Below are 20,868 nucleotides of genomic sequence, written 5' to 3'. Positions count from 1 at the left end.
ACTTGGCCGCCGACTCAAGTCACACACCGACATCGTCAAATCGGCCGCCTGCGCAGAGGCTCCCTAAGCAATTCACATCGGAAGGCCCTGCGATCAGAACCAGAAAATCGCCAAGACCGCGCTTGTAAGCGTTTCCTTGGACATATTGTTCCCATAGCTTTGACCAATTCGCTGCAAGGTGTGCAGCACCAATGGACGTGCCGCGCTCTGTGAAGCCCGCCACCACAAATAGAATTTGTCGGTTGTATGTGTGTCGTAGCAGTACGGCATAGTCGCTTACTCGGGGTCCATTCTTCGGCGGCAGCATGCGTTCCCAGGCTTTGATGTATTTGGCGTCCCAGTCCGACGGAAGGACGCGAACGAACCCTGGCTTCTCCGGATCAGGATCGGTTTCGGTACGAAACCGTGATTTGTTGAGAGACGGCTTTAACTTCTCATGAAGGGAGAGCGCGTCACCACCTTCCCGGCTGATCGACATCCAAGAGCCATAGTCCCTGCTTTCCATCACACGGGACGTTTCATCGGTAAACCCAAGCCCCATCGCGATCTTAAACGGGACCGTTTCGTCCAGGCCATTTTGAGTGTTATGGTCGCTCACAACCAGGCGCGGAACAGGTCTCCATTTAAAAGCTTTTTGTAAGAAAAAAGCTCCCTGCAGATCGCAGCTATCGATGACGTTCCGGGCCTTAAAAAAGCGGCTGTCCGATTGCGTATGCTTCGCGTCGAGAAGGTCCGACTGAAGGATGATGACTCCGGGTGGGTCGTCGTCGGACCGTATACCAAAAAATTCGTCGAATGCATCCTGTAGCTCAACCTCGCTGGCACGTTCTCCCACAGTTCCTTTGCTCGTTAGTTCATCCCGCGTGTGTGACGTGACATCGACCATAAAGCAAAAGCCCCGATTGCGATCTGTCTGGATAAATTCGGAATGCTTTGGGTCCTGAGCGCTAAAAGCGCTGCGCAATGCACTGATTTGGGTGTCGATACTTATGTTGCTGCTTGCGCCTGGGGCCTCGGGACCCCATACGTCATGCCAGATCTGCTCTCGTGACACACGACCTTACTTGAAGCGATGAGCCTTTCGAGAACCACGAGAGCCTTTTGCTGCAGCTCCACCGGGGATGCTCCGCGATAGAGCTTGAGACGACCCCGCACACCCCGAGGCGCGTTCTTCCAGACTTCGAAGCGATAGCCTTTGAACCGGTATTCCGTGATCTGATTCAAGCGCACCGGCATTCTCCTTAAGATTCTTAAGATTTCCACTAAAAAAATTAAGCCACGGCTTAAGCTCCGCACGGATGCGGGACCCTACGCTGTTCTTGGCATACGCAAGTATGCCGCATTCGAAGCACACAGGAGAACACTATGAGCTGGTTTACAGACAATTGCGGTACCACCTTCACTCCTTCTAACGGCAGCGCTCCCACGGCACCGATGACCGTCACCACGAATACCAACGGTGTTCTTGGCACTGGCACGTGGACAGGGAGCGTCGTCGTCAAGCACTAGCCACAGCCACTCCACTCCAACCTAGGGAAACTCTGCACAAGTTCTGCGTCCGCGGCCTGATGGATTAATCTGATGGTTAGGGGTGGATGGCGATGAAGCAGCAGACGTTTGCGTCCCAGTCGATCTTTGAGAAGTATGGGCGGAAGTCTCGGCGGGAGCTGTTTTTGGATGAGATGGAAGTGGTTGTTCCGTGGCCCGAGTTACAGGCTCTGGTCGAACCGCACTACCCGAAGGCCGGCAACGGCCGTCGTCCTGTCGGGCTTGCGATCATGCTTCGGACGTACTTTATGCAACAGTGGTTCAACTTGTCCGACCCCGGCGTCGAAGAGGCGTTTTATGAGTCCTTCACGCTGCGGCGGTTCGCTGGTGTTGACCTGGGCGTGGCTCCGGCACCGGATGAAACGACAGTGCTGCGCTTCCGCCACCTGCTCGAAAAGCATGACCTTGGCGGTGCCATGCTCGACGCGGTGAACCTGCATCTGGCGGCCAGGGGCATCCGCATCGAGACCGGCACGATCGTGGATGCGACCATTATTCATGCGCCTTCTTCGACCAAGAACGAGAAGAAAGAGCGTGATCCGGCGATGCGTCAGACTCGTAAGGGCAAGCAGTGGTACTTCGGACTGAAGGCGCACATCGGCGTTGATGCAAAAGAAGGTCACGTGCACTCAGTGGCAACGTCGGCGGCCAACGTCTCCGACGTACACATGCTGCCGGATCTGCTACATGGGGAGGAGCGCAAGGTGTGGGGCGACGGCGGCTATCAAGGCCAGACCAAGGCCATCCGGCAGGCCGCGCCCAAGGCCCAGGACATGACCTGCAAGCGAACCAGGTTCAAGAACTATGTCGATGAAGCGGCAAAGAAGAAGAATACGACGAAATCAAAAGTAAGAGCGAAAGTAGAACACGTCTTCCGTATCCTGAAGCGCGTCTTCGGCTTCGACAAGGTACGCTACAGAGGCATCGCCAAGAACCATCACCGGCTATGCGCCAACTTCGCCCTCATCAACCTCTACCTCCACCGCAAGCACCTGGCGGGAACCGCCGCCTAGCGCCGGGAGACGGGCTATGAGTCTTCGACTCCGCACAAACCCCAGCCAGAACAAGCAAAGCACGGCCCAACCGCAGAAAAACTTGGCCGCCGACTCAAGTCACACACCGACATCGTCAAATCGGCCGCCTGCGCAGAGGCTCCCTAGGCAATCCCGGCGGCGAAAACCGCTGCCGGGACCCTACTTCCCACCCGATCCTAAGGAGAATCTATGTGTTATTTGGCAATCACTCACTGTTCTCGATGCGGGCTCTGCACTTCCACAAGCTTCAGAGATCCTTTCCCGATCACTCTTAGCCCATGCGCCTGCGGCCGCTCTCAGCTCGAGGGTGAAAATCTCAGATTTTCCGAGGGGCGTGACATTTTCTCCTGGGGCCGGTAGCAGCAACGCTCATTCGCTCTGTAACGAGCACACGAAGCTGTAGAAAGAGGAACGTACCATGCTGATCTCTCTTCGTAAATTAGCTCTGTTGTCGATCGTTATCGGTTCATCTCTCGCGGGCGTGTTGCTCAGCGGATGCGATGGGGAAAAAACCGGCGAAGTCGTCAACAAAACCGTCAACGATTTTCAAAATGGACTAGAGACTGAGAACCGAGCCGCTATACAAAAAGTCGGTAAGACGATCTCGGGCGCTCTCGACAGCATGAACTCTAATCCTTCGTCTTTAGAAGAACTGCAGAAGGACTTTGGGCAATTTTACGAGGTGCTTCTGGATACGGATGTGTCCTCGTGCCCCAAGGATTACCGCGATCAGTATGCAAAAACTCTTGATAGCATTAGGAGCTTCGACGAGATCTTGGACACAATCACAGCCGAGAACTCAGACGAGCAGATGCTTCACAACATTCAAAAGTCCCGACAGAACATGTACCAACAGATCAGCGAACTCAAGTCGATTGCTCATAGCTACCATGCTGATTAGGTTTCTGACCATGCCTTTCGCCGCTTGGGAGAGACGTCGGATCTGAAGAGGCAGGATCCCAATTCAGACATAAACTATTTCAGTGCTGACGATCTCGAAGTCCCTCTCCGGCGGCCAGGCAAGGATGTATCACGCTCGGGAGTTCAAGTCCGAGCAACGTAGACACAGACGTCAACACAGGTGAAAGTATGGCAAATGACAGCTTTGTGAGCTACCTGCGGGTTTCGACCGTCTGCCCGGGCGTAAGCGGTTTGAGCCTGGAAGCGCAGAGGACCGCCGTGGCTGGGTTCCTGAATGGCGGGAGGTGGACGCACGTTCGGGAGATAGTCGAGATCGAGAGCGGCAAGCGCAATGACCGGCCCACCCTCGCTGAGGCCCTCGCCCTATGCAAGCGCCGCCGCGCCACCCTCGTCATCGCCAAGCTCGACCGACTGGCGCGCAACATTCACTTCATCACCGGGCTCATGGAGTCGGGGGTGGACTTCCTCGCCGTGGACATGCCGGAGGCGAACCCAACCATGATTCGCATGATGGCCGTCTTTGCCCAGCACGAGGCGGAGGCCATCTCCAGCCGTACCAAGGCCGCCCTCGCCGCCGCCAAAGCCCGTGGGACTAAGCTGGGAGGGCGCCGCGTGTCATCCGAGGAGTTCGCAGTGATCGCGGCAAGCGGCCGGAGAGTGAGCGCCAAGGTTCGGAGCGCGAAGGCTGCAGCCACCCGTGCCGAGTTGCTGCCAGTGATCGCGGAGATCCGAGGGGAAGGGAAGGGCACCCTTCAGCAAATTGCCGCTGAGCTCAACGCCCGAGGCGAGAAGACTCCCCGTGGCGGCGATTGGTCGCCCGTGCAGGTCATGCGAGTGATCGGCTCACGCAAACCACGCCCACCCATCGAGATGATGCCGGTTTCTGAACGTATGACTACCGTTGCGGCGTAAAGGGGATTGGTAAAACGATGACGCAAATCATATTGGCTCTACGAAGCGGCCCCATAAAAGACAGCATTGTTGCTTCGTGCGCAATCCAAGGTGACCCTACTGGCCTGCGTGGGAGTAGTAAGCAGTTTGCGAACGTGCGCGAGTTAGAAGATGCCTTAGACCTTGCCTTGGTGACAACACGGAAGATCGGTTTTGCGCTGATGGTGGTCAACAGCGGACATCCAAGCTTCATTGAACTGTCAGAACTGGAGGCATATAGCCTGGGCGTCCTTGAGACGGCTGGACTTCTGAAGTTGCTTGTTGACGATGAGGCAGATCTAAAACAAAAGTTGGAGTTGCTCGAAGCTACGTTTACTTCCATTCGGGATCATCGTGGAGCAGATGGATGGACGAGGGGTGAGGCGGATTTTGGACAGGGAAGAATTGTGGATCTGCGGATCTTCCTGAGCAGCTTATCTAAGGGGGGCGCACAAGGATGACGATGCGGCTCATTCTAGCCTTGGAAAAAGGACCTGGTGCCAGCCCTATCAAGGCAATGTGTGCCGTCCACGGCAATGCTGCGGGATTGCGTGGCGAGAGCCGTCAGTACACCGATATGGGCGACCTAGTGCACTCGCTGGCAGTGGCAGGTGTAGCGTCCCATGTGTCCAACTACGCTCTAAAGGCTATCATGGCCGGCTATCCCAGTTTCTTCACGCTCACCAAGCGCGAGGCGGCGAGCCTAGGAGTGCTCTTCAACACGTCCGAGGAAGAGGAGGGCAGTAATGCCACGTAAAGACCCCGATGCTTCAAAAAGCAGTTTCTTCCTCGACAAGTTGCTCGACGCCGCCGTAGATATAAAGCAGAACCCCGAGGCAGCGGAGCGGGTCTACATGGCACGGCACCTGGTCCAATGCACCCTGCCGCATTCGGACCCAGGCAACGTCAACATTTGGCGACGTCGGAACGGTAACGTAACGCTATCGATCCGGCCTCACATTGGCAAGGACGATAAGGCGCTCTACCCCTACGGTTCGATCCCACGGCTCCTCCTGTTCTGGATGGTCACTGAAGCTACCAGGACCAAGAGCAGACGGATTACGCTGGGCGATAGCCTGCCCGACTTTATGAGGGAGATCGGCTTGAATCCCCGAAATGGGAGCGGGGAGCGCAGCGACGTGGCGCGGCTGAAAGAGCAGATGACCAGACTCTTCACGGCCCAGATCAATGTCGAGCAAGCCGAAGAGGCTCATGAGATGAACGTCTACATGCCAGTGACCTCGAAGACGGAGTTTTGGTGGGCCTTCAAGACGTCTGCAGATCGTAGCCTATGGGATAGCTGGATCGAGCTAGGCGAAGACTTCTTCAAGATGGTGACGGCCTCGCCGGTGCCAGTAGACATGCGGGCGCTGCGAGCACTCAAGCGGTCGCCACTGGCCCTCGACCTATACGCGTGGCTGACCTACACGGTATTCGCCGCGAACAAGAACAAGGCAAACCGCATCGTGCCTTGGAAGGGCTTGCATGACCAGATGGGCGGGGAATACGCCCGGACCCGCGACTTTCGGTCTAAGACATTGGAAGCAATCAAGAAGATCAAGCTGGTCTATCCCGCCCTGGTGATCGAAAGTACCGACGAATACCTCATCGTCCACCCAGCAAAAACGGCCATCGAATCCAAAGAATGAGATGAAACGGTCGCGCTTCAGAGTTGCAACGGTTGCTGAATCGACACGGGAACTTCTGAAGGCACCTCATTTACACAAGAAACTGGCATTTTAGTGAGATGAAACGGTCGCGCTAAATTGCTTAGCGTTTCTCGATTTGCGAGATGAAACGGTCGCTAGCATGTGATGAAACGGTCGCGCTTTCTCGCTGCTTTAAGGAAGCCTATAGTTAACCTGTAGCTAGTCCCTGTAGATTTATCTGTCCTGTGGGAGATAGGTCTAGAAAAGTGAACGACTTTAGATCGATCGTTTCAAACTGAAATAGAACGATATGATACGACCTTCGTTGCACTCCTACGACGACTCGACTGTTGCATGGTGGTGGTGGTGGTGGGATAATAAGTACAGCGACATGACAAGCGCACCGGCCTTGCCGTGGTGTCGCCGCCCGCCAGCAATGGCTTCCACGAGTGTGGTCATACCCAAGAGGAGCGCGAAGGTAAGAGAAGCCCCCTTCATCGGGGGCTTTCTCACGTTAGTTCGGGATTTTGATGCCCTTCAGCGTGTTGTTAAGGATGATCCAGAAGCGAACGCGGCGGCCATCGAGCGGCGCGGCCGGGTAGTCCGGTTCGTCAACGTAAGCCGTTTCTACCAGCAACTCCAGACGTCCCTTGCCCGACTTGCGGACACTGAAGATGATGTCGTACTTCACCGGATTTCCCTGATAGGTCAGTGTGTCGACCGTGAAGAAGTTCCGCTTCTCCTTGTTGTGGTGGGGCTTCTTGTCCGGGAAGCTGCGAATCAGGTCTGGGAGCAGCTTCGACAGTTCATTCCGCATGGGACAGAAGAGCCTAACCTTTTTTACACCGTTGCCGAGGGTGCGCATCGACCAAACCTGCGACAGGTCGTACTCCTCGCCGGGGCGGGGGCTCCGGGTAAAACAGTGATCGGTGTAGCGGATGTCCACCGTGAATTTCTCAGAGGGTGCTTCCTTCGAGTCGGGCCGGACGAACACAAAGGTGTCCGGTTCCAGTTGGGGGAAGGTGTGCGTCTTCCCGCCATAGTTGAATGAGCGCCACGACAACGAGCTTGACTCCTGGGGTGTTGCGCTCGCCATCGAAGGCAGAACGGTGGGGGTGGGGGTTGAGATCGCCGAGGTGGTGGCTGTCGGCGTCACCGGAAGAGAGATGTCTTCGATCATAACGGGCCTCTAATACGGCCCGCGATAGTTCACTTGTGCCCCCGGACTGCCAAAATACCCCAATCCAGCATCCGAACCGGCTTGCGCGCACCTGGGCCCTCAGCGCACGCGTAGCCGCATCACCTCAGCTTTGCGTACTGCTCCCCTGTCAGATTCAGCCATATCCCGCCGCGCCTTGAGATATGCCCCGCTCAAACATCATTCGCCCCTCAGAGTCGAATCTGGCATCACCCTTGACCTCCATCTCCAGCACCTTCGAGTCGTCGGCGAAGGTGTGTTTCTTCCGCAAGCTCGTCTGACAATCCTCCTCCAGAAAGCTGATGTGCCAGCCTTGGCGGAGCATGAAGTTCATGAGGACACGTCGTTTGGGCTGCTTCGCCGCGCACTTTCCGCACCTCCGCTCCCCATAGGTTCCCCACGGAGGTGCGTCGAGGGTTAGGCTGCAGATGCAGCAAATCTTCCCGGCTTCACGCTGCCTGGTCTTACTTGCTCTCTCGCCGCCCATGCTTTACTGTAGGCGAATACAAGGCGAAGATGCAATATGAATAACTTCGGGGGTGGGGTGGCGGACAACAGGTAACTCTCACCCTGGATACCGCGTGGTGCTGCCGCATGCTCCATTGGCAATAGAATGGCACCCATGTACCCAGACAAGTTCGCAGAGATCTTCCGCTTGAGCACTGAAGAGCGCAGCCACACCTCTGACCCGGATCTAGCCAGCCAATCGGAAACGATAGGAGTGCACTTGAGGAAGTGATGAACTCGCTCAGAGACATCCTTGCGGCACCCGAACTGAAGGATGTTCGTGCGGCGGTTGGCGAACAAGAGCCATTGCATGAAACCTATGCGCTCGCATCTTCACCCCAGCGTCAGACCCCGGCCTGGTCGGTCGCCGAATGCACAATCTGCCAGCGATTCTTTCGCCGCGGTGAGTACCTGCGTTGTAGCCAATGCAAGGCAGCGGTTTGTAAGACGGGCACCTGCAAGAGCGTTCACCGCGTCACAGAGCATCGCGTTTGAGCAGGCAAAGCGGTAAGGATCGCTGTACTGAAGCCGTGCTATTCGGGATGGATCTTCGTTGCGAAGAGGCACGGCGCTTCGCACCGGAATAACGGAGACACGTCATCCCCAAAGGGTTACCCGTTGCAAACCTTGTCGTTTACGTTCGTATACGTATATGAAACAGCAACTTAGCGCATATCTGGTTCCGAGTGGAACCAGGCGTAAACATTTGTAAACGGGTGTGTCTTTGAGCTGCACCTGTTCTGAGAAGCTAAAAGGGGCTATGTTTACAGAAGCTAAACGCAGATTTCTTGACGCCCACATCAGTTTCGCCGTATGTTCTATGCGAGGTTGAGTTCCTTCCGATGAGCCGTCCCCGCATTCCTCAGTCCTTGGCCGAACGCGAGTTCGAGGCCAGACTCACGCCTTCCAATCAGGCTAAGACTTTGGCCACACGGTTGCCGCGCGCCGAGATGCTTGCCGTCGAAGAGGCGGCACAGGCAGCCGGCCAGACCTGTTCGCAGTGGCTTCGCGAGGCGGCGGTCGCTCACTTGAAGCGGCCCGTGCGAAGCCGGAAGGCAATGCCCGACCCAACATTGCTGACGGAGCTAATGGGATTGCGCCAGCTCACCGTGAACCTCTTCGCTGCGGTTGCAGGAAGCTCGATTTCACCCGACCAGGTGCGAGATATCGTGCGGCAGGCCGACCACGTGAAGGAGGGCAAAGCCGACGAGATACTGCGGCGCTTGCACGACGCAACGGAGGGGAAATGATCGCTCTCTCTCGGCCGTTCACGTTGCGCCACCCGTGGTGGTCTGTTGTGTTCCTAACGCTCTCGGGCGTGCTGTTTGTCCTGCTGGCTTTGCTGCCGGTTTGGGGCTGGGTCGAGGTGAGGTTCTCTCCCGTCCAGAGGTTCTACCTGCCCGTCTATCTGCAGTCCACCGTCGGTGTGTTGCAGGGCTCAGGACCGGAGTATGTGGAGTGGATTGAGAAGCGAGCGCCGGGCAAAGTGTGGGAGATCGCGGATCCCGGAGACCTGGTGCCCGTCAAGGAAGGAACCGCTCCGTTTGAACTTTCCAAGCCGGCTCTGTCGCAGGGGTGGACCGAGCTTGGATACACCGCTGGTGGGACGTTCCAACAGCAGGAGACCCGGGACTTCTTGGAGACAAACTTCTTTGGAGGGCACAGCTTTTTGTTCCTCTTCCTGCAGCCGTTCGAGCTGGTTCTGGTCGGGTGGATGTGCTGGAAGTTCTTCGACAGTTGGCGGAATAATCTTGCGCGGGAACGGGGTCTGCATTGGGACCCGCATTACGTTCCGCACACCCTCGGCCAGGACCTAGAGCTGTTTACCACGCAGATGATTCAAGAGGGGAAGGCGACTGCGAGTCAGGCCCGGAGTTGGTTTGCTCCGAAGCAGCCGATGGTGGCGATGCCGGCAGTTTTTGCGAGCCGAAGGGTCACCGTTTCACCGTCAGAAACCGTGACGGCAGAAGCGCCAACCCCGAAAGAACCGGAGCCGAAAGCTGCTTCACTCAGCGTGACGAAGGCGGCAGAGGTAACACCCGATCGACGTCCGAAACCGACCGCTCCCCTGGCAAAGCCTAGTCAACCACCGGCTTCGAAACCACCCAGCTCTCCCTTCGGCAGACCTCCTGCCCAGGGCGAACCGGAACGCAAATGGGATGTGTCGCAATGGATCGAGTGAGCCGAGGTGATGCCCGATGATGACGATGTCCAAGGCGCTTTCGGCACCGCAGGCGAGGACGTATCACGCACGGGAGTTCGTGTCGGAGCAGGCGAACTACTGGAGCCGGGATCAGCAGGGACACAGTGAATGGCAGGGCAAACTTGCAGCCGAGTGGGGCCTTAAAGGTGAGGTCGGAGCGGAGCATTTCGCCCGACTCACGGAAGGCGAACACCCTATGACCCAGGAGCAGTTGGTGTGGCACCAGCCGTCGCGGACGTACGAGAACCGCTACGGGAAGGACGTTACCTCCGTTGGTCACCGGGCCGGTTGGGATGCGACCATCTCGGCTCCGAAGTCCGTCTCGCTAACTGCACTGGTAGGCGGTGATGAGCGTGTGCGTGAAGCGCACCGGGAGAGTGTTCAAGTCGCCTTGAGCGAGTTTGAGCGGTACACCCAGGCGCGCATGGGCAACGTCCGCGAACCGGAAAAGACGGGCAAGTTTATAGCGGCAACCTTCGAGCACGACACTGCCCGGCCGGTCGACGGGTACGCCGCGCCGCAGCTCCACACCCACATCGTTGTCTTCAACATCGCGGAGAGCAAAGACGGCGACACGCACGCGCTCCAGGAGCGTGGTCTCTTCCAGTCCCAGGCGTTTGCGACGGCGGTCTACCGCACCGAACTTGCCGCCCGTCTGCAGGAATTGGGCTACGAGATCGAGCGTGGAGAGCATGGTCAGCCGGAGATCAAGGGCTACAGCCGGGAGTACCTGGAGGCATCCAGTCCCCGCCGCGCCCAGATCACGACGGAGCTGAAGGAGATCGGCCGCGAGGGCGCCGGTGCCGCCCAGGTGGTGGCACATCGGAGCCGAGATTCCAAAGAGATTCAGTCAGCTGCTGACGTTCTCCATCGGCATCGGGACCTCGCAGCCCAGTACGGCCACCAAGCCGATTGGGTAGTGTCCCGTTCGTTCAGCAATCAGCGTAGCCAGGAGATCGACGCGCCTAAGGTCGCTCAGCAGGCGGTGACCTTCGCCCGTGAGCATGCCTTCGAGCGAGCGGCCATTCAGGATGAGCGGGTGATCCTCCAGGCTGCGTTGAACCGAAGCATGGGACAGGCGAGTGCCAGCCAGGTGCGGCAGGAGTTCGAGCGACGGGCTCAGGATAAACAGGAGTTCCGCACAGCCGAGCACGCGCCTAAGTCTGCTGGTCGGCAGTACACGACCGCCGCCATGGTTCGCATGGAACGCGAAATCGTCAGCCGTATGCAGAACGGCAACTTCGCCCTGGAGAACAGCCCTGAGTTGAGTGAGGCAAAATCCCGCGCCGAGCTTCTCAGCCGCCACTCACAGTTGAACGGTGCCCAGCAGAAAGCCGCGGAACAGATCCTTGCCAGCCAGGAGAAGATTGTGGGCTTGGACGGGGTAGCCGGGGCAGGGAAGACCACCACCCTTGCCGTCATCCGCGAAGGAGCCGAGGCAAACGGCTACCGGGTGGAAGGCTTTGCGCCGACGAGCCGCGCGGCTCAGAAGCTGGGCGAGGCTGGGATCGAGACATCGACCCTGCAGCTTCATCTAGCGAAGGGCCAACAGGCCGATACCGGCCAGAAGCGGTTCTACATCCTGGACGAGAGCTCCCTTGCTTCGACCAAGCAGATGCACGATTTCGTGACGCGTCTGCACCCGAACGACCGTGTTCTCCTGGTGGGCGATACCCGACAACACGAGGCGGTCGAGGCGGGGCGGCCCTTTGCGCAATTACAGGATGCTGGTATGCGAACGGCTAAGCTGGACGAGATCGTGCGGCAGCGAGATGCCGCATTGAAACAGGTCGTCCAGCAGCTTGCCCAGGGGCAGGTGGGCGAAGCCGTACAAGGGTTGGAGCGGCAGGGCAGGGTGCATGAGGTGCCAAACCAAGCTGAGCGCATCGCAGCTATTGCAAAGGAATACGCACGCCAGCCGGAGAACACGCTGGTCGTCTCGCCTGATAACCGCTCCCGCGCCGAGATCAACCAAGCAATTCGGAATGAGTTGCAGAAGTCGGACATTGTCGGCAGGGAAGAGCACCGCACCGTTGTTTTGGTACCGCGCCAGGATCTTACCGGAGCTGAAAGGACCTGGGCCGAGCGGTACCACTTCAATGATGTGCTGCTCTATTCCCGGAATTCCAAAGAGACTGGCTTGCAAAAGGGAGAGTATGCCCGTGTGAAGAGTGTGGATGCCGCCGCCAATCAACTCACCATCGTGCGTGCCGATGGCTCTGAGTTGACCTACGATCCACGCCGGCAGCAAGGTGTTTCTCTCTACCGTGACCAGGAGAAGGCGTTTTCGGTGGGCGACCGCATCCAGTTCACCGCGCCGGCCAATGACCTGAAGATTGCTAATCGTGAGCTTGGGACCATTCAGGGCTTCACGGACGACGGGCACATGACCCTCAAGATGGACAGCGGCCGGAGCGTCTCGCTCGATCCCCGAGAACATTCTCACTTGGACCACGGCTACGCCGTTACCAGTCATTCCAGCCAGGGTCACACTGCCGACCGCGTTCTGATCCACATCGACACGGAGCTTGGAGCCAAGGACCTGCTCAACAACCGCATGGCATACGTGGCAGTTTCACGCGGTGCGCAGGACGCCCAGATCTTCACCAGTGACCGCGAGCAGTTGCCGCAGGTGTTAAGCCGCGAAGTCTCGCACCAGAGCGCCCATGTGCCGGAAGTTCAGCAGGAACCGGAGCGGCAGCAGGTACGGCTGACCGGCCGTGAGCTTGTGGAGCAGCACGCGCGCCGTTGGAACCCTCTGAACGAGGCGTTGCCTGCCGATGAGGCCAAGCAGTTCGCATGGCAGCGGGAGAGCGGCACCATGCAGACTTACCAGCATATCCAGACAGGCCGACACCTTCATATCGACGGGCAGAATGGGACGTTCCATAACCAGCATCGTGAGGCGATCACTACAACGCAGGCACTCGACTTCGCCATGCCCGGGGGTCAGAAGCACTCCCATTCGCTTGAGATCAAGCCGGAACGGGAGATCAGCATTGGTGGGCATGGGTTTGGTATTGGGATGTAAAGATTCGAATATGACTCGATCCTTGGGTCCCAACGGAACCGTATACGAGGCGCGGAACATGGCCTATTCAGGTTGATTACACCGGCACCGGCTCCCGCTGCGCCCGATCTGCCTGAGAAACACGAGATGGAGACGCGGAGCAATGCCGAGTTTAGAGGAAGTACGCCATTTTCTTGACGACGCTGAGAAGTACCTACTCGACAAAGGACCGACGCGTCGTGACCACGGCCTAGCCTGCAGAGCAGAAACACGGATGCGCAAGTTTCGGCGATATGGGACAGATGTGCGCCAAGCACCACGTCTCGATGATCGGAGGAACGAACCCATACCTTACTTCTTCCACGCGCAACACCTTAAACTGAAGGCTTTCTCGCTTTCAGCTTTTGGTTGGACTGCCAAATTTGGGCTCTACCATGGCAGTCAGAGATTTACGACGAGGCTTCTAAAGTCGATCCAAGCACACCCAAGATTGGTCCACACCTTCCTGTAGGAAGTGTTACCCCGGAGTTTCCGAACGATCCCTAAAACCTCATAAGAAGAAATCCGCCGCCAAGAAAGTGTGCCATCTCGTTGACGAGATTAGGAAAAATTGCCCATGACAACTGGGGTTGTCGTGGGTAGATAAATTTTGCACAACGCAAATGACAATGTGCGGAGTGCAATCTTTTCCGCATGTAAACGATTGACACTTTTATACTGTGCGTCATACAGTATGCATATTCTTTTGGAACCTGCGTCCTTTGACGCTCTTAAGCTGGAGCTTCGCCGAGGCTGGCAGCCCACGAATCCTCCCGAACCACTGGTCTTTACGACCGTCGTAGTGACGAGGTATCCCTGGACGAGGTCGAACGGATCGGTATTTGAGCCAGAGAAGATTTGAATTGCCAGAGTAACCGCGCTTGACAGACTGGTTTGTCTCGTTCTGAGAACAGTAACGATCCTGTCAGGCAAATCCCTTGGTGAGTGGGAAGATGTGCATGCGTTCCGTCACCTTGTTTTTTGCATCATCAGTCATGGGTAGTCCGTCACGAATGGAAGGCCATACCAGCATGATTCTCTCTGCTGTCTCCAGGGCGGCTGCGATCAATGGCGTCGCTGGTGCGGGGATCTTTGCAACAAAGCGGTCCAAAAGCTCTTTGTTGAGCTTACGCACATCCTTCTCTTTCGCCATGGAGAGAGACATCGTGAAATCTGGTATATAAGCGATGGTCGAAAGAAGATCGTAAGCTGGCGACAGCTCAGGCGTGGTCCCGTCCGCATAGAGCAGCGTCCAGTTCTTTAGATGCATATCGGCATTCCCGATAGCCGCACTGAAGATCAGCCTTCGCATGAACTCCTCTGCTGCCGGCAGCCCCACAGCACGCACCAAGTCGGTGGCCATGTTGCCGTAGCTGTAGTTTTTGTACTTCTCTTCAGGGAATTGGCCGTAAAGCTGGTTGAAGTCCTCCATGTGCACGCGTTTGTTCTGTGACATTCGATCAAAGCGCTTTACCCAAAGCGCATTCGCTATTTGCTTCCTGAAAACCTCTGGCAGCCCCTCTATTTCCTCGACTGGAACGAGTCCCGTCTCCGCCGTACCAATCCCAACTGCCTGCGCGAACTGCATCATCGAATACTCGTTTTCTGGAACAAGCGGGTAGCGAATAGACGGCAATTTAAGAATCCAATGTCCACCTTTGCCCTCGACCGGAATCGTGAGGCCACGTTCTGGAGAGCCAGTGGCAGAAAACTTCATTTGAACGCCGGCCAAGGAAAATCGGAGCGGACTATCGTCTTGTGCAGTAATCGGGTTAGCAGGGCCTTGAGGCTCGATCTCTTCTGATGGCGGCCCTTCACTCTCTGGTCGAACAGTCACTGCACCTGGCAGGTCTTCTCCCAAGAGCTGTAGGAGGGGAAAATCGCGGACACCCTTCATGCCAACTCGCTCGGCCACGTAGCGCCGCAACTCATCCTCCGGTAGCAGATTGCTGAAGAAGGGCGGCACTCTCATTTGGGTAGTGACCGGTTCGGTGATGAGCTGACCCTCAGCGGCTGTAAAGGAAAGACTTAATACCGGCCTTTGCGGATTCTCGGCATACCCTTGATCGAAGACGAACAGATTCCTGTCATTCGGGAGCTCTGTGAGGGAGCCGACCAGCGTTTGATTCAGCCATACGGAAAGTTGTGCGAGGTTTCGCCGTTTACTCATGGCTACCCTCATCAAAATCTTCCGGATCATTTCCTACAAAGCGCGAGAGAGGGGTGGGCTTCTTCACTTCTGTATGCTGATCCAGCAGATGACGCACTGCAGGCAGTAGTCGTACGGGAACGGCGATCAATTCTGTCCCCAAGCTTCGGGCCATCTGAACGACGCTGGATAAGCGCGGGTCTTCTTTCCCAGCTTCAAGCCGGGCAATCTGAGATTGCGCCTTTCCCGTTAGCGCAGCCACTTGCTCCTGCGATAATCCAAGGAATTTCCGCCGCGCGCGTAGGGTACTGGCCCAAGATTTGGATATCGTTTCCATGACTCATGGGTAATAATAGTCGAAGGAATATGATTTAAGCGTCATAATTTGCTCCTGCAGTGAAAGCCCAGACTTAGACCGCATGTCTACTCCCTACCACGCCAAATTGTTCGGTCATGAACTCACGCGGGCGAGCCCCATCAAACAGCGTTGAAGAGCTCGCCACGGCGTTGGTCGATTCTCTCCGTGAGCATCTCTAGGGCAAGTTTTCTCTCCCGTACCCGACCGTCCGCAAAGCGTCTACGAGGCTCAGCAGCTCATAAAGCTGCGGATCAGCCAGAGCAGCGAGAGCCGCGCGCTTGTAAAGCGGAGCAAGCGAGTACCCCGCACCGTCCCTTCTACATACGCCAAACGGGAGGAGAATCGCTTCGTTGCTGTATTGCGCTTCTCAGTGGCTCGGCAGCGAATGCCATGAGAGAGAGCTCCATGTTCGACTGGAAAAGCGTAGCGCAGTCCATGTTCCAGAAACTGCATGAGGGCTGTCCTATTCACTGTTTTGCGTACGCCTTGGTTCAGCAGCCTCGAAAGGGTTGAACGCTTACAGGAGCTGTGAACTTTTTCTAAACCAGCGAAGATGTGAGATCGAGCAGATCGCCCTGAAACGCAAGTTGGAGGCGTTAGATATGGAAATGTCAGCAGGATCGAACCAGCCAAGTTCGGTAGGAGTTGTGCAAGGGTCTAGACCAATAGACCAATCGGCAGTCCTAGTCCAGAAGGCGTGCTTCCGTTGCAGCGTGGATGGTAATTCCTGGTAGCGGCTGAGTTCGATGATCACTCGCCATAGTGCACGAATCCTTAGGTTAATCGAATGCTCGGGAAGAGGCCCAAACCTTGGCCCAGCATTAGGTTGCATATCTACCGCGGTCAGTCGCCTATTTAAGACGCCATCGGAGGCAAAAACATAGTTGCCCTCCACAACCATCGGCTGTGAGATCGAGGTTCTCGACTACAAGCAACTATGCTATTCGAGCTGCTTTCGACGAGAGGTGTTTGCTCAAATGTCGCGAGGTAAACTCTGCTCCGCATGCAAATCGGAGCAGAGGGCCAAAGCTGTTCGCAGCCGATGCTCCGACGAAGTAGAGCCCAGGCACCGAGGACTCAAAATGCTTAGAAAGGATAGGACTTTCCTCGACCGAAGAGATGTCCTGATAAAGGTTTTGGTCGATGAAGGGCAGTCTTCTCAGATCGGTCTTGTAGCCGGTTCCAGCCACCACGTGATCCGCACTTAGCTCTTTGGGGCTACCGTCACCTTCCTGGAAAGTAAGGCGAACGTGATTGTTCTCAACAGCTGCGTTCTTGAGAGAGAGGCCAGTATGAACAGGGATTCGGCCAAGTACCTTCTCTTTTGTGGTCCAGCCGGCGGAGGGACCAAGAAGTTGATGAACCGTTCGGAAACGGAACTCGACTGGCATCTTGTGAAAGAGCAGAGGTACATCTTCAGCGAGACGGGCCGGCCATCCTACTCCCAATCCAGAGCGCGGATAACGAATCCTGCGGTGTAGGGGACGTTTCGTTTTCTCTGGTGGGTTGTGAAATGAGATCTCCGAGCGCCGAGTGACGAGCTCTGGATGGCTGCCCACCGCGTCCAGGTGAATCGCTATATCTACAGCTGACGAGCCCCCGCCAACGACGACGACTTTCTTGTCTCGAAGATGGCTGAGATTATTGTGGCGGGATGAGTGTGACAGCCGATCGGGTGAAAGAGAGGCCAATACCGGCGGAGTGTATTGAAAGTGGCTGATTCCAACTGCCACTACCACCTGACTGGCCATGCTCGTTGAACCATCGTCAAAAGTTAACTGAAATCCTGCACCATCTCGAACGATCTTGGTGACCAACGTCTGTTCCAAGCGATGGGCGAAGCGGCGCTGAAACTCAAGACCATAAGAAACAAAGGTGTCACGAGAGACGGGAATTCCAATATCCGCGTAGGGAATGCCCTGTTCCTGGCAATAGTCTTCTAGCGTGAAGGCTCCGTCTGGATGCGATAAGCTCGATGCGAACCCCTCAGACTTTAGCATCATCCCATCAGGCATTTGGGTTTGCCACATTCCCATTGGCTTTCCGTAAATGCGATGCTTGATCCCACGTCCCAGCAAATGGGCTGCAAGAGACAAGCCGTAGGGTCCTGCCCCGATTATTGCAACACCAATGGTATTCGACATGGCCCGTAGATATCCTCAAGGCGTATTTTAGAGCTAGAAGCCTCATGACGACACAGCTTTTCTGCCGGATGTCCAACAGCCAGTCGAAGTACTAGACATCGCAGTTACTTACTTTGGTAATCTGCAAAATAGAGGAATTGGTGAAACCTAGAATGCTAGTGGCTACGACCACGTGGTGGCCTCTTTCAGCGCGTATCGCTCTGGCTTTTTTACAGAGTGGGTGTGAAGTGGATGGGATTGCTCCTCGTGGCAATCCCATGGAACGCGTAACGGCACTCAATCGCCAGTTTTTGTATAAAGCGATCAACCCACTTGGGGCGCTCAGAAACGCACTCAAGCAATCCATGCCGGACCTCATCATCCCCTGTGATGATCGTGTGGTCACACACCTCCACCAACTGTTCCACGCTGAGGCCTTGCGAGATATCGAGAGTCCAATCGCCAAACTCATCGTGAGGTCTCTCGGTGATCCATCCGGGTATCCGGTCACCAGCAACCGTGCAAGACTACTGCAACTTGCAAAATGGCAAGGGGTTCGAGTTCCCGAAACTCTTATTGTTCATCAGCCAAGTGATATCGGAAGCTGGAGAAGTGGAAGAACCTTTCCCCTCGTCATCAAAGCTGATGGGACTTGGGCAGGAAACGGGGTCAAGGTTGCTCATAATCTGAAAGAGAGCGAACAGGCATTTCGACGACTTCAAAAACGGCTTACTCCTGTGGCTGCCATTTGGCACATGAGCGAGCACAATTTCTATCCCATTTTTGAAAATTGCGCGGGTTCAAAGCCAGAGATCATTGCTCAAACCTATATAAAGGGCACCTCTGCAAACGCCATGTTCGCCTGTTGGCATGGGAAGGTGGTTGGCAGCGTGACGGTGAGGGTTATAGCGGCTAAGCATGAGCTTGGCGCCTCGACCATCGTCCGCACGATGCATCATCCGAAGATCAGCGCAGCAGCAGTGCTGATTGTGAAGGAGCTGAACATCTCAGGATTTTGCGGATTGGACTTCATTATCCAAGAGGGAACGGGGACTCCTTTCCTTATCGAGCTGAATCCGCGGGCTACTCAGCTCGGACACTTGAAGGTAGGTCAGAGCGCAGACCTCGCTGCCTGCCTTTGTAAGGCTCTCTTAGGCGAAACTTTCGCTTCTGCACCTGACCCTAGTGCGGAGGAGACGATCGCCTTCTTTCCTCAGATACCGCTTGAGCAGTTCAAGAAGCTTCAAAGTAGCTATGGAGATCTAATCCACGACATTCCCCGCGAAGATGCAGAGCTCACCGAAGAATTGATGAACGTATCGTGGACGGAGCGCCAGTGGTCCGCCAGGCTCTGTTCTAGTGCTCGTTTACAGGCCCTTAAAATTATAAAAGCTATTTGTCGTCGACATACAGCAGCGTCTTCGGGATAAAACTGCGGAGACTTCGAAGTGTGCCTACGCGGTTGGGCTACCTTCTCATGCTACTAAGAAAGCTTTGCCCTCCTCATCAGCACGCCTATCTCCGATTCAGTAGAGCCATCGCATTCCTGATAACTGTCGAATACGTTGGTAATATGTTTGACCCCAGAATACAGATCAGCCCATTAGAGACTCAAAAACTCCGGGACAACGAGTTCTGTTCTTTCTCGGAAGCCTTGCGTGCGGCATTGCAATCGAATTCTGTGAACGCTTGTGCCTATTAGTACACCTATTGCGTCCATTCCAATGTCGTGCGTTTCAAGTATGGGATATTCTTCCGGTCAGATATCCGATGACAGCGAAGGCGGCTAGATGCCCGTAAAGGTGCAGTCTGCTGTCGTATGTAAGACTTGTTTAGTTTGGCCAGGCAAGAAAGATAGCGCAATCAGTCCGAGCACCGCCGCGAGGCTCAGGCATGTGTAGACGTAGCTTTCCCTGCGTCCCTGACGTGTCACTGAGATGTTGTTTGTTTGCACACCTTGATCCTACATGCGTGAGATGCCAGCCGGAGAGTACGACAGCGACTCTCAAAGAGAATCTTGTTTTCGCTAATGATCCCTAGAGAACCTACCTCCTGCCCAGCTTCTCCCACTCAGCATCAGAGCTACGGCGTCCATGCTTCACCCCAACGGGGAGTGGCCCCGATCTTCGCATCGGAAACGCAAAAGAACAGACATGTTCTTCTTCCTCTCGCTTCAACTCCGCCTCGGCAGGCTGAGACGCAATCGTCGTCAGACAAGCAAGGCAGATGGAATCGAACGATCCGTCTGCTTTCAATCGATGTGTGAAACGCACTACAACCTGATCTGCCATATGAAATGATCCCGCCCTTCGAGCAAAGCATAGCGGGCGTCTAAGCATTAGCAAATGCAACTTTGGTAGGAACACAATCAGATTCCTTGGTACAAGGTTGACAGGCGATTTACTCCATGCCCTCTAACATGTCCGACATCTTACAGCCAAGGGCGGCAGAGATGCGAGCTAACATCCGCAAGCAAATCTCTTTTTTGCCGTATTCGACGTCGTGTACATAATCCGCATGGATTCCGGCAAGCTCTGCCAGCTTCTTTTGAGACCAACCTCGCTCTGTTATTAGGGCGTAAATTCGTTCTCCAAGGGTAACGCAAACATCTTTAGCCATACCCAAGAAATGGCAGATATCTGCTGAGTAGTACATACCATAGTGGTTTTACAGTTTTAGCTACATTGTGCCTGAGACGTGGTGAAGCCGAAACCCCGGAAGAACGTAGACGAGGTAGTGAGAATTGAAGCACCTGCGGAACAGTCAGGCTAAACCTGACCGATGAGCAACTAAGTAGGCTATCGTCTCCTACCATTTGCAGGCACTCTTCCAACTGCGAATAGTTCAGCTTTTGATATGAGTTCGCGAGAGGAAGAAGAGCCAATGCTGCATCAGCTTGCACATCTATCCGCCGACAGGATTGATACTCCTCTTTATGCCACTCGCGGAGATTAGAGCGATTGCCAAAGCTGATCGGCCCACGCGCGCGTCACAACAGCTTCGGCCTTCAACCGCCGTACTTCCTGTTGCGATGCTGACTCGCGTTCAACAACGAGCAGATCGGCTCCACCTTCGATAGTCTTTTGGCTCTCTCATTTGTAAACGTGAGGACTGACCGTCGCATCAATAAGTCTTGCGACAGTTTCGCCCTTGGGGCTTACCATTCCCTATATTTACATTTAGGCAGTTGACGCGCCTG

Annotated in this window: 17 protein-coding genes and 1 pseudogene; 10 read left to right on the top strand and 8 right to left on the bottom strand. The window is 55.7% G+C overall.

The window, feature by feature from the left end:
- Positions 1 to 19: 19 nt before the first annotated feature.
- Positions 20 to 835, bottom strand: a complete 816-nt coding sequence (locus ACIX9_RS22470; protein ID WP_232298988.1) for a hypothetical protein — start codon at positions 833 to 835, stop codon at positions 20 to 22.
- 111 nt (positions 836 to 946) lie between these two features.
- Positions 947 to 1,054, bottom strand: a pseudogene (locus ACIX9_RS27840) (helix-turn-helix domain-containing protein); the annotation flags it as partial.
- Between the two features lie 547 nt (positions 1,055 to 1,601).
- Between ACIX9_RS27840 and ACIX9_RS22460 the strand changes: the two are divergent.
- The 6 genes from ACIX9_RS22460 (at position 1,602) to ACIX9_RS22435 (ending at position 6,082) form a co-directional block, all read left to right on the top strand.
- Positions 1,602 to 2,561, top strand: coding sequence for an IS5 family transposase (locus ACIX9_RS22460; protein WP_041597230.1), 960 nt, complete (start codon positions 1,602 to 1,604; stop codon positions 2,559 to 2,561).
- Between the two features lie 439 nt (positions 2,562 to 3,000).
- Positions 3,001 to 3,483 carry a hypothetical protein gene (locus tag ACIX9_RS22455; RefSeq protein WP_013573181.1) on the top strand — a complete coding sequence of 161 codons (483 nt, stop codon included), beginning with the start codon at positions 3,001 to 3,003 and terminating at the stop codon, positions 3,481 to 3,483.
- Positions 3,484 to 3,671: 188 nt separating this feature from the next.
- Positions 3,672 to 4,415, top strand: coding sequence for a recombinase family protein (locus ACIX9_RS22450; RefSeq protein ID WP_013573180.1), 744 nt, complete (start codon positions 3,672 to 3,674; stop codon positions 4,413 to 4,415).
- A gap of 17 nt (positions 4,416 to 4,432) precedes the next feature.
- Positions 4,433 to 4,894, top strand: coding sequence for a hypothetical protein (locus ACIX9_RS22445; protein ID WP_013573179.1), 462 nt, complete (start codon positions 4,433 to 4,435; stop codon positions 4,892 to 4,894).
- On the top strand, positions 4,891 to 5,190 hold the full coding sequence (locus ACIX9_RS22440) for a hypothetical protein (RefSeq protein ID WP_041598231.1): 300 nt from the start codon (positions 4,891 to 4,893) through the stop codon (positions 5,188 to 5,190). Before ACIX9_RS22445 ends, ACIX9_RS22440 begins: the two co-directional genes overlap by 4 nt.
- A complete protein-coding gene (locus ACIX9_RS22435) occupies positions 5,180 to 6,082 on the top strand; it encodes a replication protein RepA (RefSeq protein WP_013573177.1) in 903 nt (300 codons plus the stop codon). Before ACIX9_RS22440 ends, ACIX9_RS22435 begins: the two co-directional genes overlap by 11 nt.
- Before the next feature lie 514 nt (positions 6,083 to 6,596).
- Here the strand turns inward: ACIX9_RS22435 and ACIX9_RS22430 are convergent.
- Together ACIX9_RS22430 and ACIX9_RS26595 are read right to left on the bottom strand one after the other, a co-directional pair.
- The gene (locus ACIX9_RS22430; protein WP_013573176.1) at positions 6,597 to 7,262 is read right to left on the bottom strand and encodes a hypothetical protein; all 666 of its coding nucleotides are present in this window, start codon (positions 7,260 to 7,262) and stop codon (positions 6,597 to 6,599) included.
- Between the two features lie 154 nt (positions 7,263 to 7,416).
- Complete coding sequence (locus ACIX9_RS26595; protein ID WP_013573175.1) at positions 7,417 to 7,767, bottom strand: hypothetical protein; 351 nt, start codon at positions 7,765 to 7,767, stop codon at positions 7,417 to 7,419.
- A gap of 889 nt (positions 7,768 to 8,656) precedes the next feature.
- Here ACIX9_RS26595 and ACIX9_RS22415 point away from each other — a divergent pair.
- The 3 genes from ACIX9_RS22415 to mobF are packed head-to-tail and all read left to right on the top strand — an operon-like array spanning position 8,657 to position 13,021.
- A complete protein-coding gene (locus ACIX9_RS22415; RefSeq protein ID WP_198152263.1) occupies positions 8,657 to 9,037 on the top strand; it encodes a hypothetical protein in 381 nt (126 codons plus the stop codon).
- On the top strand, positions 9,034 to 9,969 hold the full coding sequence (locus ACIX9_RS22410; protein WP_013573172.1) for a hypothetical protein: 936 nt from the start codon (positions 9,034 to 9,036) through the stop codon (positions 9,967 to 9,969). Before ACIX9_RS22415 ends, ACIX9_RS22410 begins: the two co-directional genes overlap by 4 nt.
- A gap of 16 nt (positions 9,970 to 9,985) precedes the next feature.
- Entirely contained in the window at positions 9,986 to 13,021 is a 3,036-nt protein-coding gene (gene mobF / locus ACIX9_RS22405) for a MobF family relaxase (RefSeq protein WP_013573171.1), read from the top strand.
- Between the two features lie 943 nt (positions 13,022 to 13,964).
- On the opposite strand, the gene ACIX9_RS22400 is transcribed toward mobF, so the two are convergent.
- The 3 genes from ACIX9_RS22400 to ACIX9_RS22390 all read right to left on the bottom strand — a co-directional run bounded on the left by ACIX9_RS22400 (position 13,965) and on the right by ACIX9_RS22390 (position 17,690).
- On the bottom strand, positions 13,965 to 15,239 hold the full coding sequence (locus ACIX9_RS22400; RefSeq protein ID WP_083808543.1) for a type II toxin-antitoxin system HipA family toxin: 1,275 nt from the start codon (positions 15,237 to 15,239) through the stop codon (positions 13,965 to 13,967).
- Positions 15,202 to 15,525: a helix-turn-helix domain-containing protein gene (locus ACIX9_RS25205; RefSeq protein ID WP_083808542.1), complete on the bottom strand. Its 324-nt coding sequence runs from the start codon at positions 15,523 to 15,525 to the stop codon at positions 15,202 to 15,204. Before ACIX9_RS25205 ends, ACIX9_RS22400 begins: the two co-directional genes overlap by 38 nt.
- 956 nt (positions 15,526 to 16,481) lie before the next feature.
- Positions 16,482 to 17,690: an NAD(P)-binding domain-containing protein gene (locus tag ACIX9_RS22390; protein ID WP_013573169.1), complete on the bottom strand. Its 1,209-nt coding sequence runs from the start codon at positions 17,688 to 17,690 to the stop codon at positions 16,482 to 16,484.
- A gap of 257 nt (positions 17,691 to 17,947) precedes the next feature.
- On the opposite strand from ACIX9_RS22390, the gene ACIX9_RS22385 reads away from it, so the two are divergent.
- Positions 17,948 to 19,099 (top strand): ATP-grasp domain-containing protein, encoded by a 1,152-nt coding sequence (locus ACIX9_RS22385; protein WP_041598228.1) that lies wholly within the window; start codon positions 17,948 to 17,950, stop codon positions 19,097 to 19,099.
- 970 nt (positions 19,100 to 20,069) lie between these two features.
- Here the strand turns inward: ACIX9_RS22385 and ACIX9_RS22380 are convergent.
- Positions 20,070 to 20,324: a helix-turn-helix domain-containing protein gene (locus tag ACIX9_RS22380; RefSeq protein ID WP_013573167.1), complete on the bottom strand. Its 255-nt coding sequence runs from the start codon at positions 20,322 to 20,324 to the stop codon at positions 20,070 to 20,072.
- Positions 20,325 to 20,868: the final 544 nt, after the last annotated feature.

Origin of the sequence: Granulicella tundricola MP5ACTX9 (assembly GCF_000178975.2) — a bacterium.
Taxonomy (GTDB): domain Bacteria; phylum Acidobacteriota; class Terriglobia; order Terriglobales; family Acidobacteriaceae; genus Edaphobacter; species Edaphobacter tundricola.
This window is presented reverse-complemented; position numbering and strand designations above follow the sequence as displayed.